This window comes from Anabaena sp. FACHB-83, from assembly GCF_014697485.1.
GTDB lineage: Bacteria > Cyanobacteriota > Cyanobacteriia > Cyanobacteriales > Nostocaceae > Nostoc_B.
In genome coordinates this window covers 25,781-40,308 of sequence record NZ_JACJRY010000051.1, presented here as the reverse complement: position 1 = coordinate 40,308, position 14,528 = coordinate 25,781, and the positions used below count along the sequence as shown (strand labels likewise).

Here is a 14,528-nt window from a genome sequence, read left to right as displayed (position 1 = left end):
ACTAGCATCGCTTCACCTCCTCTCTTATACTACAATGCTCGGTATAAGATTAATTGGAATACAATAAAAGTCGCCCTCGAAGTGCCAGGCTTTAGACCCAGTTTTTCGGTAAACTTTTAAATAGAGCAGTTCTTCACTACCATGCCAGCATCAACAATTGACGGTAAAGACGCGATCGCTATCCAAGCCGCAAAAGCAGGGGTGGCTGTGTGCGATCGCTCTTTTTGGGGACGTATCCGAGTAGCAGATAGCGATCGCATCCGGTTTTTACACAATCAAAGTACCAACGATTTTCAAAGCCGCAAACCAGGACAAGGCTGTGAAACGGTGATGGTGACATCCACAGCCCGGACAATTGACTTGGTGAGTGCATACATTCTTGAAGATGCGGTACTGCTGTTAGTTTCGCCCAATCGTCGAGAATTTTTGATGCAGTGGCTAGACCGCTATATCTTTTTTGCCGATAAAGTAGAGTTAACGGACATCACCGAAGAAACGGCAACCTTTAGCCTGATTGGGCCAGATAGCGATGCGATTGTGGAAAAATTAGGCGCAGGGGCAATTATTGGTCAACCTGACGGCAATCACTTGTTAGTTGATGGTGGGGTGATTGTAGCTGTAGGGAGTGGGTTAGGATTGCCTGGATATACCTTAATTTTGCCAGCCACAGAAAAACAACAAGTGTGGCAAAAAATATTAGAATTTGGGGCTGTAGAATTGAGCGATCGCGCTTGGGAAACCCTACGCATTCTCCAAGGTAGACCAAACCCAGATGCAGAACTCACAGATGATTACAATCCCCTAGAAGTCGGTTTATGGCAGACGATATCCTTTAATAAAGGCTGTTACATCGGACAAGAAACCATCGCCCGGTTAAATACTTATAAAGGTGTTAAACAAAATCTTTGGGGAATTCGCCTCAGCGCCCCAGTTGAAATTGGTAGTGCGATCGCCCTGGGAGATGAAAAAATCGGCAAACTCACAAGTTATACCGAAATCAGTGACGGTTACTTTGGACTTGGGTACATTCGTACCAAAGCTGGCGGTGTGGGCTTAAAAGTCAAAATCGGCGAAGTTGAAGGTGAAATTGTGGATATCCCTTTTGTCTCCCATGAGTATCCGGAATAGTCAACTTATTTTACGGATAGCTCACTCATTTTTATCACTACTTAGGACTTACGCAAGAACCTTCTCAAATCCTCTTAACTTCGTGTCCTACCCTTCGGGAAGCCACTTCGTGTCTATGCGCTCTTTGCGGTTAGTTTTTTCATGATTTTGCGTAAGTCCTGACTACTGTTGTCCCAGTGTTAAAACTTGAGATGGCATATCCACCACTAATTTGCGATTTTTTAACCACTGACGACCTAGTAAGATTTCGGTTAATCCTTGTCCCACATGAACAGGAATATCAAGATATTCTTGATCAATTCGCACTTTTCCTAAATAAATCTCAAATTCTGCTTCTCCTTGGGCTGTCAGCATGGTTTGTTGTTCTAAATATACCCAATTGAGTGCTTCTAAATCCTGGTTATTAATTGCTAACCACCAAGAAAATCCCGTATCAAAAAGTGCATCTACTGGTATTTCTAAACCATCAGCAGCTATTAAATCTATCTCAAAAAATAACTCATCCTCATCACCAAAGTGTCCAGAAATCATATTCTGCCGCACATCCCAGTTTCATTAATACGGAAAACGTGCAATCTAGCACTGGGGTATTTTTCATGCGCTATTTTTGCAACTACCAATACATCCTGATCAATAAAATAATCTCCACTTTCTGGCTCAATTGCCACATACCAGTTGTAATGAGTTCTAATTAATTCTGGTTGTAACTGATCAAAAATAAATTTGCAGCGTTGTTTGAATGCTTCTCGTTCAGCATTCCATTGAGATTTTTGTTCCTCCGTCCACTGAATTTGCGGGAAGATTCTTCCCCGACGTAATGTGCGAGTAGACTTGGCTTCAGTCATAGAAATTATTTAAATGGGATTTTGTTGCGAGTTGTAACTAATTGGATTGTAAAAGTAGATCCTTCATCTAGTTTACTTCTGACAGAAATAGAACCTCCACAGCGCCACAATAACCGCTTAACAATTGTTAAACCTAAGCCAGCACCACTCAAATCTTCCGTAGTTCCCGAACGGACTCGATAAAAGCAATCAAAGATTTTGCTAATTTCACTTTCCGCAATGCCAATACCTGTATCGCGGAATTCTAACTGGACATAATCGGCTTGAAGACGCGCTCTTACCCAGACTTGCCCACCTTTGGGGGTAAACTTAATACTGTTTTGCAGCAAATTAATTACTATTTGCTTGAGTCCGCCAGTCACACACCAAACCCCTGGTAGTTCTGTTGGTACAGTGTAAGCGAGCATAATGCCTTTTTCTTGAGCTACAGGCTGGTAGGTGCTAACTACGCCAGGGACAATATCTGAAAGACGTACTAGTTCTAGGCTGGTGGTTTCTAAATTATGTTCCAGGTTGACCAGATCCAGTAAACCAGTGATTAGTATACTCTGGCGATCGCACTGAGTATTGAGCATTTGTAAATAACGTTGTCGCTGTGGCGGTTTAATCGTAGGTGAATTTAACAACGACAATGCTGTTTTCATGTGTGTTAAAGGTGTCCGTAGTTCTTGGCACACACTACTTAAATAATCATCTTTGAGTTGTTCTTTATTTTGGAGTTTTTGATTTTGTTCTCGTAATTTGGCAATGCGTTTATTACTAATTTGACGTTGAATGGAATTTTGGCGCTGGAGTTGTTTGGCCATGAGTTGACTGATGAGTGCAGGCTCGATGGTGCTGGGATAAATCAACTCAGCCGGAAAAACTGCCGATGATTCTGGTACAGCTACTTGTTTGAGACCATCTAAAACTTGCTGAATGATTCTGCCTTCCATTGTCATCACAGCCAGCAATGACGGAATTTTACCTGTTTTGCCTTTATGAGTTTGGCGGTTTTGATTTCTTTTGCGGGGACGACGCGCCACAATTAAACTACAAAATCGCGGCGAGGATACTATAAAAAAGTATTCTCGCCGTAGTTGATAATTTGATAATAACTGTACCCAATTTTGTTGCTGTGGGCTGGTTTCATCTGTAATCTGATTTTCTGCCCCAGTATTAATTTTATCTATCCGACAAATATTAATTAGGCCAGATGCACTCATCGCAGATTGATAACGCTTTAATTCTGCGTGCCAAATTTTTCCCGGTGGTAACTTAACCCAAAAAGTTGCCGTAATTTGTTGTTCAATCAATAAATCAATGTGTGACCTCAGCAGCGATAACAAACTAGCAGGATTGCTTGGCAATGGTTGAGGGGGTGTTTCCACTCCCAAAGCCAGCTGATAGATGGATAACTCCTTACGCAGAGAATCATTCATGAGTCAAGCACAACAAGGAAGAAATAATTATGTCATTGATTGCCAATTTTATGTAAGGTATTTTTACAAAAAGAATATGTAAAATACATTTGGATAGAAAGTATGAAGGATGAAGTTTGAAGTCTGAAAGAATGTCTATAGCAGGAAACAGAAGACAATCCCGATGAAACTGAATTTCACAAGCCTTGTATAAAAGAGCGACTAGTATATTTACTCAGCACTTTATTGAAACAGTAAAATCCTGGTAATCTTCAGACTTCAGACTTCAGACTTCAGACTTCAGACTTCAGACTTCATTTTTTAGTCTGACTTGTAACGCATCCCTCGCATGTTCTCGGTCATCAAAGTGGATTTTTTCTGTACCGAGAATTTGATAGTCTTCATGACCTTTACCCGCTAACAACACGCCATCACCGGGTTCAGCTTGCAAAATTGCGGTGCGAATAGCTGTAGCGCGATCGCAAATTACAGTCGGTTGCACAGTGTCGGGTATTCCGGCAAGAACATCTTGCAAAATTCTTTCGGGGTCTTCGGTGCGGGGGTTGTCGGAAGTGACTACAGCCACATCTGCTAACTCGGCGGCGATTTTACCCATTTTTGGGCGTTTGGTGCGATCGCGATCGCCTCCACAACCAAATACACAAATCATTTTACCGGGAATAAACGGCCTTGCCGCTTTGAGTAAATTTTCCAGGCTATCGGGCGTATGGGCATAATCAACAATCACGCTGATATCTTGTTGCGGACTGATTTGTACTCGTTCCATCCGTCCCGGAACCCCAGGAAAATCACTAATTGCACTGGCGATTAACTCTAAGTCAAGTCCTAAATGCAGAACTGCACCCATCGCCGCCAAAACATTTTCTAAGTTATATTGACCAACCAACGGTGAGCGAAACTCCACCTCACCCTTTGGAGTATGCAGCAAACCACTCACACCATTGGGTTGATAATTTAAATCGCTCATCCACAAATCGGCACTGGGTTCGCTGACGCTGTAACTCCAAACTTGTTCTGATGGCAATCTGCTAATTAACTGTTTACCGTAGGAGTCATCAGCGTTAATAATTGCCTTACCTTTGAGATATGCCGGACTAAATAACAGCGCCTTAGCCGCGAAATAATCCTCCATATCGCTGTGATAGTCCAGATGGTCTTGGGTGAGATTGGTAAATACTCCCACCTCAAACGGACAACCCAAGACTCGACCTTGTGCCAAAGCATGGGAACTAACTTCCATTACGCCAAACTCACAACCTGCATTCACGGCGGCTGCTAACTGCTGTTGTAGTTCCACTGCAAAGGGTGTGGTGTGGATCGCAGTTTGGACAAATCCCGGCCAGCGAGTGTATAAAGTCCCCATCAAAGCCGTTACTAGACGCGCTTTGTTCAGGAAAAATTCAATTAAGTGAGTTGTGGTGGTTTTACCATTGGTGCCGGTCACACCCACTAACTTGAGTTTTTGTCCGGGATAATCGTAAAAAGCCGCCGCTATTTGAGCGCAAGCTTGAGTCATATCATTAGCACTAATCACTACAGCCTCCGGGGTGGGAGGATTTTTTTCGGCAGCTTCAGCAGAAACAATCGCTGCTACTGCGCCGGATGCGATCGCACTTGGCCAAAATTCGCCACCGTCCACCCGCGTTCCTGGCATTCCAATAAATAAATCTCCCTCACCGCAAGCATGGGAGTTAGTTTTCAAACCCTTGACTTCTGCATCTGCTAAGTCAGAACTGTTAGGCAATTGTGCCACACTATCTATTGCTGCTAGTAATTCCCGCAATTTCATCTTGTGAACCTCGCCACACGCGTATCTTGCGCTTATTCTGCATCATTTTTTTTGATATTGGATAAATACTTACACAACATTTGCTGAATTTGCTGGACATTTGCACGGGGAGAAGGACGTGGTAGAGGTTGTTCAAAAGCTTCTACACCGGGGAGATTAGCTAAAACCAGCACTGGGACTTCATATTGATAAGCCAGCAACCAATCTTCACGAGTTGTAATGTCACGAATTTCTAACTCAACACCCAAATTGTCTGTCTCTAAAATTTGCTCTAGTTTTTCCTGCAAGCCCTCGCACAAATGACAACCAGGTTTACTGTACAAAATCAACCGCATTTCCTAAATACCAATACTTTTAGCCATCCTAAGTCATTCGTGAACAACTATAGCCATCCTCAATGATTTCTCTTCCTTGTCTGTGTTTAGGAATTTGTCTAATTTTAGATTTTGGTAAGAATTTTTGCTACTCTAGAGTAAAAATTTATGTGCAGCTATGTCTAACGTCGAAAAAATTAGTGTTGCGCTTACCCCAGAAATGGTCGCTTTTGTACGCAATGCGGTAGAATCTGGTGAATATGCCAGCAGTAGTGAAGTGATTAGAGAAGCATTACGAGACTGGAAGCAAAAACGCCTGTTACAGTTGCAAAATATTGATGAATTACGTAGTCTTTGGCAAGCTGGGATTGACAGTGGTGCTGGGCAGTATACAGATATAGAAGCTATTAAGCAGGAAGCCCGTCGGCGTTTAGGTCAAGCTTCTCAAAAGGATGCGTAATTTGTGGGACGTTTTAATTACGAATTAATTTTTTAGCCGATCGCCATAACAGAGAAAACTTCCACATTATTCCCACAGAAAAAGGCGAATGGAGGGTCATCTGCCTTCTAAGATGGACTATAGTCAGTTTTTGTGGAGTTTTGGGAATGACCGCAACAGATCCTGTAAAGTTAATGAAGCAAGAGGTTGGTAAAGCCGCAGCCCTACTAGTAAAATCAGGTTCAATTGTCGGTTTAGGTACGGGTTCAACAACAGCGTATACAATTCAGTATTTAGGCGATCGCTTGAAATCTGGTGAACTCACAGATATTGTCGGGATTCCTACTTCTTTTCAATCGGAAGTATTAGCCAAAGAATATGGTGTACCTCTCACCACTTTAGATGCTGTTGACCACATTGATATTGCTATTGATGGGGCAGATGAAGTTGACCCCCAAAAGAATTTGATTAAAGGTGGCGGCGCAGCCCATACCCGCGAAAAAGTAGTTGATTATCTAGCCAAACAATTTGTTGTGGTGGTAGACAGTGGTAAGCTAGTCGATCGCTTGGGTTCTGTGTTTGCAGTTCCCGTCGAAGTTATTCCAATGGCAATTACACCTGTGACTAATGCCATTAAACAACTTGGCGGTAAACCAGAACTACGTATGGGTGTAAAAAAAGCTGGGCCAGTCATCACCGACCAAGGTAACTTTGTCCTAGATGTCAGATTCGACTCCATTGATGACCCAGTGAATTTAGAAAAAATCCTCAATAATATTCCTGGCGTTTTAGAAAACGGCATCTTTGTTAACTGTGCAGATGTCGTTTTAGTTGGCGAAGTGGTAGATGGTCAGCCAGTAGTTAGGCAGTTGTAAAAGGGTGTAAGGGTTGAAGGGTGTAGGAGTGTAAGAGTTTTTACACCCCATCCTTCCCTATTTTGAAATAGCCGATTCTTTACTCAACACTCACACTTCGACTACGCTCAGTGTACACACTCAGCACTCATTACTCAGCACTCAGCACTCAGCACTCAGCACTCAGCACTCAGCACTCAAAATTAAGCGTACTTCTTAATTACTTGGGCAAAATCGGGTACAGCTTCTTCTATATATGGTTTTGCTGAACCTCTGAGTTTTTCATAAGTTCCTCGCACAATAGGCCGTGTTACCTTCTTCACCCTGGCATCAGTAACACTCAAGAGTGCATCTGCTGTGCGAGATTTATTACTAGTGAGATACTTCACTGGATCACCATTTTGTAAGCCTTCATGCCACATTGGATCAAGTGCTGTAAAGCATTCTGGTAGAAGTTGCTCAACAGCATAAGGGATATATCCGGGCTTAACGCCTTTCAATACTCCATAGGCAGTTTTGAGTGCAATACCGCTAAGACCTGACTTAGAAGTGATTTGTGATTCTAAAAGTTGGCAACAGTCATCAACAACCATTGCTTTTTTGTCTGAGTTTAAAAGTTGGTCGCTCAGTCCCATTTCACTCCTCCATAATGTTAAGGCGATCGCTTTTCTCTATTTCCTCACTAAGTTAGGAAATTATAAAAAATGTTAACAGAGCTAGACAGTTTTCGTAGCCTTGCTGTTATAGGTTGACAGACTTTAGTGATTATGGCTCAAGATTTTTGTTTTAATCAGGGGTGTATGGGGTGAAGGGGTTTATGGGTGTGTGGATTTAGATACTAAGTTGTTTTCAGAAATAGTATTCCTACTCCCCATTCCCTACTCCCTACTCCCACCCCAAATCACTACATTGAACTCCAAGGTTTTATAAGTTAATTACGGATTTTTTGGGAATAAAACGAGGCTGATTCTGTTTGTGCGGCACAGTCTTGGGCAAACTGAATCAGATGATGTCCCACTAGTCCAACGTGAATTAAGGACTCTATATTCCCTGATTTGAGTGCTGGTTTAGCCATTTGCCAAAAAGTTTGGCGATAGTTACCAAATACACCCACACGCAACAAAATATTAGTTAAATAAGTTAACCCTTTGCGAATATTTGCCCAGGAAGTCCGCGCCGGACTATTGGGTACAGCGATGCGGTTGGGGTAAGTATGTTCCATGTTGTAGGCAAATCGCTGATATAAAAATTCTGGCTGATATGCTTCAGTGATACAACGTCGCCACATTTCCACAACTTGCTGATATGGCATCAAAAACTCGACATTTGATTCTCGGCTGTCATCAAATACGAGTCGCCCTTCGGCTTCTAATCTCCGCCATAAAGGAGTTCTGGGTAAGGCATGAAGTAAGTTAATTGTCAACATCGGAATTTGTGACAGCCGAATAAATTCGAGGATGCGGTCTGCGGTTTCTGGTGTATCTGTATCTAAGCCGATGATGATGCCTGAAACAACTTCCATACCATAGCTATTCAAAACCTGAATCGCTTCTAAAATTGGCATACTGAGATTCTGCACTTTAGAAATTGATTGCAGTGCCTCTGTGTCTGGGGTTTCGATACCGCAAAACACTGTACAAAAGTAAGCTTCGCGCATCATCTCCAGGAGTTTTGGACTTTGCGCGAGGTTCAGGGTGGCTTCACAGGCAAATTGAATGGGATAACCGTTGCGCTGTTGCCAGTCAATTAAGTGGGGTAATAGCTGCATTGTGGCACGGCGATCGCCTACAAAGTTATCATCCACAAAATATACTGCACCGATATTCCCAGATTCCAGCATGGCATCTAGTTCTGCCAATACTTGCGCTGGGGTCTTCATCCGTGGGCTTCTACCGTAAAGTTCAGGAATATCACAAAACTCGCAACGATAAGGACAGCCGCTAGAAAACTGGACATTGGCTAAGAAATAATGATTCAGATTCACCAAATGATAAGCGGGGGTGGGAAACTCACTCAGGGGTAAACGTTCCTTGGTTTCAAAGCGAATTTGTTGTGGCGGACGTTGGTGGTGTTGGTCGAGATACTCAATCATGCGATCGCTGGCATCGCCTAATTCACCCAAATGTAAAATATCAAAATCTGGATAATATTCTGGACAACCAGACACCGAAGGTCCGCCTAAAACAGTAATTTTGCCTTGCTGATGCGCCAGTTGGTTAATGTGATTAATCTGCGGTTTTTGGATGTGCATCCCACTGACAATCACTACATCCGCCCATTGATAATCAGATGTTTTGGCTGGGTGTAAATTCTCATCAATAAAGCGTACTTCCCATTCTTGTGGCAAATAAGCAGCCACAATCAAAATCCCTTGGGGTGGCATAAAAGCCCGGACATTTCCCATTAGTGGATAAGCATGATGAAACGTGCCGAAAGAGCGACTGTATTTGGGGAAGATACAAAGAATGCGTCGATGATGTAAAGGAACGTAGCGGGCTTTTTTCGGGTTAGAAGCAGATGCCAAATCAGTCGCTACAGGAGTTTGGTTCTGAAAAGACTTTAACTGCACAGTCATTGTTAATTTTTCACCAAAGAAAATAGCAGCTAATTTTGCAAATAAATTGTCAAATTAGCTGTAATTTCAAATAACTTACTGTGATATTTTAAAATTCTGTAACTGTCCAAATATACACATTTTTCTAAAATCACCACATGATTGGGCATGGACAAGACAGATCCTCATCCTGTTGTTTTTTAATGCAATCACATGAGGGTCTGTCATGAATTTGATTGATTTTCTTTGGTATCCTGCCGGGGGAGATGGTAGCGATCGCGCTCTATTGTCTTCAGCCGCGCCACTTCCAGACAAGAACGATTTTCCCAGCAGAATCTATTACCTACGTATTTACTACAAGGTAGAAAGTAATATTCTCTTCAATAATTACCCCAAGCAACTGGTATTAAAAACAGCAAATAATTATCAGTATGATGGCTGCCAATTACCAGTGAACAGCAATATTAAAGTCCAAAGCATTACAGTAGGCTAAACAAGTGGTAAGACAACAAAAGTCTAGAGAGGCAATTGTTGGACAACATTCCCTATCAGTTGGAATACTCGTGGATTTAGAGTGGGGATTGTATGCCGGCGGTCATGTGAAATGTTGGGAAAGATTTGCGGAAGCGGCAATTGATTTTCCCCAGATAGACTTAACAATTTATTACCTGGGAAATAAGCCCCAAGAAATAGCGATCGCGCCGAATGTACGTTACCGCATCTTGCCACCGATGTTGGGAACTAAGCATATACCATTTCTCCATGAACGTTCTCGCAATACCGACTTATCGCCCTACCATTTAGGTTTAGTTTGGCAACTGCGACAGCACGATGTTTTACACATTACCAGTGCCTTTAGTTTTGCACGCACAGCCCACTGGATAGCGCAACGGTACAAAGTTCCTTTGGTATGTTCCACTCACACAGATTTAGGCAGTTTTACACGGATTTACTCTCAAGAGATTATTCGCCGGATTTTGGTTTGGGAATGGTTAGTCAATTTGATATGGGAACGGTGGAAATTAGGTGAGCGCCTAGAACAACAAATGATGCGGCGCTGGCACAAGTTGATTAGCGATAGTGATTGGGTGTTGCTCTCCAAACCAGAAGATTTCCCGGTGATGCAAAAATTTGTCTCTCAGTCGCGCTTGTCTCGACTACGGCGAGGGATAGATCAGCAGCGATTTCACCCCCAACACCGCGATCGCGCTCTTTTACAAACCACCTTTGGTATCCCGCCAGAAGTCCCGGTACTGTTGTTTGTCGGACGGGTAGACGAGAGTAAACGCATCATGACCTTAGCTCAAGCTGCCTGTCAATTGCTAGACCAAGGATATGCTTTACACGTCTTGATTGTGGGTGAAGGCACTGCCAAAGCCAAGATACAGCAACTTTTAGCACCCCATATCACCCTAACCGGTGTGTTACCCCAAGAAAGCCTTGCTTGGATTTACGCCAGTGCAGATATGTTTGTCTTTCCCTCCGATAGTGAAATATCTCCGAACGTGGTGTTAGAAGCAAAATCATCAGGACTACCTGTATTTGTAGCCGCCCATAGTGGCAGTGTGCAGTTTATCCAACAGCCTGATAGAGATGGCATTGTGATTAAAAATTCTAGTCCCCAAGCTTGGGCAGAGGCGCTGAAACCTTATCTCCAAGATTTGCAGATGCGCGATGGTGTGAGTCAAGCGGCTCGCCAATATATTGAACAGTGTCATCCTTCTTGGAGGGAAGTTTTTCAAGAGGATTTATTACCCATTTGGCAGAAAATGAAATTTCTCTCTCATAATAAGCTGGGTATAACTAGTACAGGTCGGCGAAAATAAACAGACCACACTTCGGCTGCGCTCAGTACAAGTACGCTCAGTGACCATAAGAAATTGCTAAAAGGCTTGTGGGATGAATATTCTTTCTTTTGACCCTCCGAATTTTAGATTTTGGATTTTGGATTTAATCTAAAATCGCAAATCTAAAATCCAAAATTGTTTGACTTTTGCCTTGTGAGTGGTGTTAAACTTTTTTCTTCATCTACGGCTGTGCTGATAATCTATACTGAATTCTGACTCCTGAATTCTGTAAGATCAACTACCAATAAAATTGGCTCACATTCCTGCTATGTATAGATTATGGCTGAATAAATAAAATAGATGTATTATGGGAAGTCCTTATGTAAAATTAGAAAGTTGCAAAAATTAAAAATTGCTAACACTTCTAGCTAACAATGCTAGAGTTTCAAAAATTCATCAAAAATTTTCAGCGAGTATCAATGCTGAAGCAACTTAAAAAAAACCAAGTTCCTATAATTATTGGCGCGGCAGTTTTCGCCTTTTCGGCTGGCGCAATGGTGTCAGCACCGGAGATTGGCAAAACAGTGGCTCAATGGCTGAAAATAAATCAAACTCAGTCAGACGAACTATCAGAAGCCAACAAAGTCAAATCGGCTGTGTTCCCATTGGTGGCACAATCACCAGTGGAAAGAGCCGCAAAATTAGAAGCGATCGCTAAAGGCTCGGCTTCAGCAGACCGAAATCGCGCCCGCTATCTGTTAGCCAGTGATTTACTTGAAACCAGAGATGCTCAAGCAGCCCTAGATTTATTGACAGGATTAGAAAAAGACTATCCTGTATTAGCGCCATACATTTTGCTGAAACAAGCCCAAGCACAGGACTTGTTAGGTGAACAAGGCAAAGCTTCCGATTTGCGCCAAAAAGTCCTGAAAGCATATCCCAAAGAAGCGGCGGCGGCGAAAGCATTATATTTAATCGGTCAACCAGAATCTCAAGATCGGGCGATCGCCCAATTTCCTTCCCATCCCCTCACCTGGGAAATTATTCGTCAGCGATTGCAAAAAAATCCCAATCAGCCCCAGTTAAAATTAATTTTGGCGAAATATGCCTACAATCAGGCAGGAATCGTGGGCATCTTAGATCAATTGGTAAAACAGCCCAACCTCAAACCCGCCGATTGGGAGACTATTGGCACAGCTTATTGGGAAAATACCCAATTTCGGAAAGCTGCGATCGCTTATACAAAAGCACCCAAAACTGCCCAAACTCTCTACAGGATAGGGCGCGGCTTACAAATAGGTGGACAAAGCCAAGAAAGAGAAAAAGCGATCGCCTCCTACAAGCAATTAGTCCAGCAATTCCCCAAAGCCGAAGAAACGGGAACCGCATTGTTACGTTTGGCAGATATGGCTAAAACTCGCCAAGATGCCATACCATACCTCAATCAAGTCATTGCCCAATTCCCCGAACAAGCCCCCACCGCCCTAGCCACCAAAGCCAAAATTCTCGCAGGGCTGAATGATCAAAAATCGGCACAACAAGCCTGGGATTTACTACTAGGCAAGTATGGTGACTCTGATGAAGCGGCAGAATATCGCTGGAAAATTGCCCTAGATAAAGCCAAAGCCAGAGATTACGTCACAGCTTGGGAATGGGCGCAACCAATTACCACCAATAACCCGAACAGCATTTTGGCTCCCAGAGCCGGGTTTTGGGTAGGAAAATGGGCGGTTAGACTCGGCAAACAACAAGAAGCCAAATCAGCCTTTGAGTATGTAGTTAGCCAGTTTCCTCAGTCTTATTATGCCTGGCGATCGGCTAATATTCTGGGGCTGAATGTCGGCAACTTTAACAATGTCCGCGACCTCAACCCGGAAGTTGTGCCGCGCCTGCGCCCAATTCCCACCGCCGGTTCTGAGACCTTTAAAGAATTATATTTATTAGCTCAAGACCGTGATGCTTGGTTGCAATGGGAAACAGAATTTCTGAATAAAAAACAGCCCTCAGTTGCCGAACAATTTACTGAAGGTTTGATGCGTCTAGCTAGGGGCGAAAATCTTTCGGGAATAGATATTATTTCTAAGTTGGAAGATAGAGAAACAGCCGCAGAAAAAGAACAATATCAAGCCTTAAGTAAACAAATCACTTACTGGCAAGCCCGCTATCCATTTCCTTATCTCAAAGAAATTGAAAAATGGTCGGCCGAACGTAAACTAAATCCCTTACTAGTTACAGGATTAATTCGTCAAGAATCACGATTTGAGCCGGAAATTAAATCAGTGGCTGGTGCTGTTGGACTGATGCAAGTGTTACCCAGCACTGGTCAATGGATTGCTTCAAAAAATAATTTAGATGGGAAAAACTTTGATTTAACAGTTCCCAATGACAACATTAGTGTGGGTACATTGTATTTGGATTATACTCATCAAAAGTATGGGAATAATTCATTGCTGGCTATAGCGAGTTACAATGCTGGCCCTGGTAATGTTTCTAAATGGTTGCAAACTTTACCCAAAGAAGACCCTGATGAATTTGTCGAAGAAATTCCCTTTGATGAAACTAAAAATTACGTCCGTCAAGTTTTTGGTAATTATTGGAATTATCTGCGACTTTACAACCCAGAAATTTCGGGCTTAGTAGCAAAATACTCCAAGGAACATCCAAAATTACCAACTCAGTGATTTTCAAATAAACTGCGATATTAATCCTGGCACATAGAGCCAAATTTTCTTTTGATGGCGATACCAAAGCCAGCCGCAGTCAAGCTACCCAGAATAGTTAGAGGTTCTGGTACAGATTTTTTTGCTGATAACTGAAAGTTGGCGTAGGTGAGTTCGGTAAAATCGAAAGTTGAAGCGTTAACTCTGCCTACGCGAGCGAAGCCAATATAATTATCATCAATTATTCCCCGCCACCAACCTGCGCCAAGACCATCACGAAAAACAAAGGGAATATTCCATTGATGAGATAAGTTTCCGTCAACATCTTCTATAGAGGAAAATAAATTACCTGATGAGTCGGAGAAATTAATTAAAGTTTGCCAAAGAGTTATACCAGCTTGACGGGCAAGATGCTGATTGCGGTAAAAAGTTGTAATTCCTCGGTTTGTTGGTGATAAATCTTCAAAAGTTCCAGTAATAAAATTTACATCATATTTATTATCGAAAATTTCCAAGTGTTTGATAGCTTTTAAAGAATTTTTTTCTTGATCAAGAATAAATGTTGGCCCATTTCGATCAGGGGTAATGCTAAAAGCTTCAGCTTTGGTGGTGATACCACTGCACATCAGTGCGAATGCTGCTATGAAAACAGCGAAAGATGTTCGAGTCATAAAGGTAGAGTCAGGTTTTTTGACGTTTATTTGCTGTAGCTTTTCAAGCTAAATTTCTTTTACCGT

14 protein-coding genes are annotated in these 14,528 nt (G+C 42.5%); 6 read left to right on the top strand and 8 right to left on the bottom strand.

The genetic code is table 11. From position 1 onward, the window contains the following. Window positions 1–141 precede the first annotated feature (141 nt). The gene (locus H6G79_RS31105; protein WP_190594235.1) at window positions 142–1,128 is read left to right on the top strand and encodes a folate-binding protein YgfZ; all 987 of its coding nucleotides are present in this window, start codon (window positions 142–144) and stop codon (window positions 1,126–1,128) included. Between the two features lie 162 nt (window positions 1,129–1,290). Here the strand turns inward: H6G79_RS31105 and H6G79_RS31100 are convergent, their stop codons facing one another. The 5 genes from H6G79_RS31100 to H6G79_RS31080 form a co-directional block, all read right to left on the bottom strand. Further along, on the bottom strand, window positions 1,291–1,659 hold the full coding sequence (locus tag H6G79_RS31100) for an aspartyl protease (protein ID WP_190594239.1): 369 nt from the start codon (window positions 1,657–1,659) through the stop codon (window positions 1,291–1,293). Continuing rightward, a complete protein-coding gene (locus tag H6G79_RS31095) occupies window positions 1,656–1,973 on the bottom strand; it encodes a hypothetical protein (protein ID WP_190594234.1) in 318 nt (105 codons plus the stop codon). The genes H6G79_RS31100 and H6G79_RS31095 overlap by 4 nt, the downstream gene beginning before the upstream one ends. A 5-nt stretch (window positions 1,974–1,978) precedes the next feature. Next, a complete protein-coding gene (locus tag H6G79_RS31090; protein WP_190594233.1) occupies window positions 1,979–3,394 on the bottom strand; it encodes a DICT sensory domain-containing protein in 1,416 nt (471 codons plus the stop codon). A 286-nt stretch (window positions 3,395–3,680) separates the two neighbouring features. Then, window positions 3,681–5,183, bottom strand: a complete 1,503-nt coding sequence (locus tag H6G79_RS31085) for a UDP-N-acetylmuramoyl-L-alanyl-D-glutamate--2,6-diaminopimelate ligase (protein ID WP_190594232.1) — start codon at window positions 5,181–5,183, stop codon at window positions 3,681–3,683. A gap of 32 nt (window positions 5,184–5,215) precedes the next feature. Continuing rightward, the gene (locus tag H6G79_RS31080; RefSeq protein WP_190594231.1) at window positions 5,216–5,518 is read right to left on the bottom strand and encodes a glutaredoxin family protein; all 303 of its coding nucleotides are present in this window, start codon (window positions 5,516–5,518) and stop codon (window positions 5,216–5,218) included. A gap of 157 nt (window positions 5,519–5,675) precedes the next feature. On the opposite strand from H6G79_RS31080, the gene H6G79_RS31075 reads away from it, so the two are divergent. Continuing rightward, on the top strand, window positions 5,676–5,957 hold the full coding sequence (locus tag H6G79_RS31075) for a type II toxin-antitoxin system ParD family antitoxin (RefSeq protein ID WP_190594230.1): 282 nt from the start codon (window positions 5,676–5,678) through the stop codon (window positions 5,955–5,957). Between the two features lie 146 nt (window positions 5,958–6,103). Next, on the top strand, window positions 6,104–6,811 hold the full coding sequence (gene rpiA / locus H6G79_RS31070) for a ribose-5-phosphate isomerase RpiA (protein ID WP_190594229.1): 708 nt from the start codon (window positions 6,104–6,106) through the stop codon (window positions 6,809–6,811). A 182-nt stretch (window positions 6,812–6,993) separates the two neighbouring features. Here rpiA and H6G79_RS31065 read toward each other — a convergent pair whose 3' ends face one another. Together H6G79_RS31065 and H6G79_RS31060 are read right to left on the bottom strand one after the other, a co-directional pair. Further along, window positions 6,994–7,425 carry a DUF6918 family protein gene (locus H6G79_RS31065; protein WP_190594228.1) on the bottom strand — a complete coding sequence of 144 codons (432 nt, stop codon included), beginning with the start codon at window positions 7,423–7,425 and terminating at the stop codon, window positions 6,994–6,996. A 296-nt stretch (window positions 7,426–7,721) separates the two neighbouring features. Next, window positions 7,722–9,365 carry a B12-binding domain-containing radical SAM protein gene (locus tag H6G79_RS31060; RefSeq protein ID WP_190594227.1) on the bottom strand — a complete coding sequence of 548 codons (1,644 nt, stop codon included), beginning with the start codon at window positions 9,363–9,365 and terminating at the stop codon, window positions 7,722–7,724. 205 nt (window positions 9,366–9,570) lie between these two features. Between H6G79_RS31060 and H6G79_RS31055 the strand changes: the two genes are divergently transcribed. The 3 genes from H6G79_RS31055 to H6G79_RS31045 all read left to right on the top strand — a co-directional run bounded on the left by H6G79_RS31055 (window position 9,571) and on the right by H6G79_RS31045 (window position 13,812). Continuing rightward, entirely contained in the window at window positions 9,571–9,837 is a 267-nt protein-coding gene (locus tag H6G79_RS31055; RefSeq protein WP_190594226.1) for a hypothetical protein, read from the top strand. A gap of 4 nt (window positions 9,838–9,841) precedes the next feature. Continuing rightward, window positions 9,842–11,170 carry a glycosyltransferase gene (locus H6G79_RS37700; protein ID WP_190594225.1) on the top strand — a complete coding sequence of 443 codons (1,329 nt, stop codon included), beginning with the start codon at window positions 9,842–9,844 and terminating at the stop codon, window positions 11,168–11,170. Window positions 11,171–11,610: 440 nt separating this feature from the next. Further along, window positions 11,611–13,812 (top strand): transglycosylase SLT domain-containing protein, encoded by a 2,202-nt coding sequence (locus tag H6G79_RS31045; RefSeq protein ID WP_190594224.1) that lies wholly within the window; start codon window positions 11,611–11,613, stop codon window positions 13,810–13,812. 20 nt (window positions 13,813–13,832) lie between these two features. Here H6G79_RS31045 and H6G79_RS31040 read toward each other — a convergent pair whose 3' ends face one another. Further along, window positions 13,833–14,462: a PEP-CTERM sorting domain-containing protein gene (locus H6G79_RS31040; protein WP_199331682.1), complete on the bottom strand. Its 630-nt coding sequence runs from the start codon at window positions 14,460–14,462 to the stop codon at window positions 13,833–13,835. Window positions 14,463–14,528: the final 66 nt, after the last annotated feature.

Excerpts from the sequence above, each read along its gene's own strand:
- H6G79_RS31065 (WP_190594228.1), bottom strand. The coding sequence starts at position 7,425 with ATGGGACTGAGCGACCAACTTTTAAACTCAGACAAAAAAGCAATGGTT.
- H6G79_RS31075 (WP_190594230.1), top strand. The coding sequence starts at position 5,676 with ATGTCTAACGTCGAAAAAATTAGTGTTGCGCTTACCCCAGAAATGGTC.
- H6G79_RS31085 (WP_190594232.1), bottom strand. The coding sequence starts at position 5,183 with ATGAAATTGCGGGAATTACTAGCAGCAATAGATAGTGTGGCACAATTG.
- H6G79_RS31105 (WP_190594235.1), top strand. The coding sequence starts at position 142 with ATGCCAGCATCAACAATTGACGGTAAAGACGCGATCGCTATCCAAGCC.
- H6G79_RS31040 (WP_199331682.1), bottom strand. The coding sequence starts at position 14,462 with ATGACTCGAACATCTTTCGCTGTTTTCATAGCAGCATTCGCACTGATG.
- H6G79_RS31090 (WP_190594233.1), bottom strand. The coding sequence starts at position 3,394 with ATGAATGATTCTCTGCGTAAGGAGTTATCCATCTATCAGCTGGCTTTG.
- rpiA (WP_190594229.1), top strand. The coding sequence starts at position 6,104 with ATGACCGCAACAGATCCTGTAAAGTTAATGAAGCAAGAGGTTGGTAAA.
- H6G79_RS31055 (WP_190594226.1), top strand. The coding sequence starts at position 9,571 with ATGAATTTGATTGATTTTCTTTGGTATCCTGCCGGGGGAGATGGTAGC.
- H6G79_RS31060 (WP_190594227.1), bottom strand. The coding sequence starts at position 9,365 with ATGACTGTGCAGTTAAAGTCTTTTCAGAACCAAACTCCTGTAGCGACT.
- H6G79_RS31045 (WP_190594224.1), top strand. The coding sequence starts at position 11,611 with ATGCTGAAGCAACTTAAAAAAAACCAAGTTCCTATAATTATTGGCGCG.
- H6G79_RS31080 (WP_190594231.1), bottom strand. The coding sequence starts at position 5,518 with ATGCGGTTGATTTTGTACAGTAAACCTGGTTGTCATTTGTGCGAGGGC.
- H6G79_RS31095 (WP_190594234.1), bottom strand. The coding sequence starts at position 1,973 with ATGACTGAAGCCAAGTCTACTCGCACATTACGTCGGGGAAGAATCTTC.
- H6G79_RS31100 (WP_190594239.1), bottom strand. The coding sequence starts at position 1,659 with ATGATTTCTGGACACTTTGGTGATGAGGATGAGTTATTTTTTGAGATA.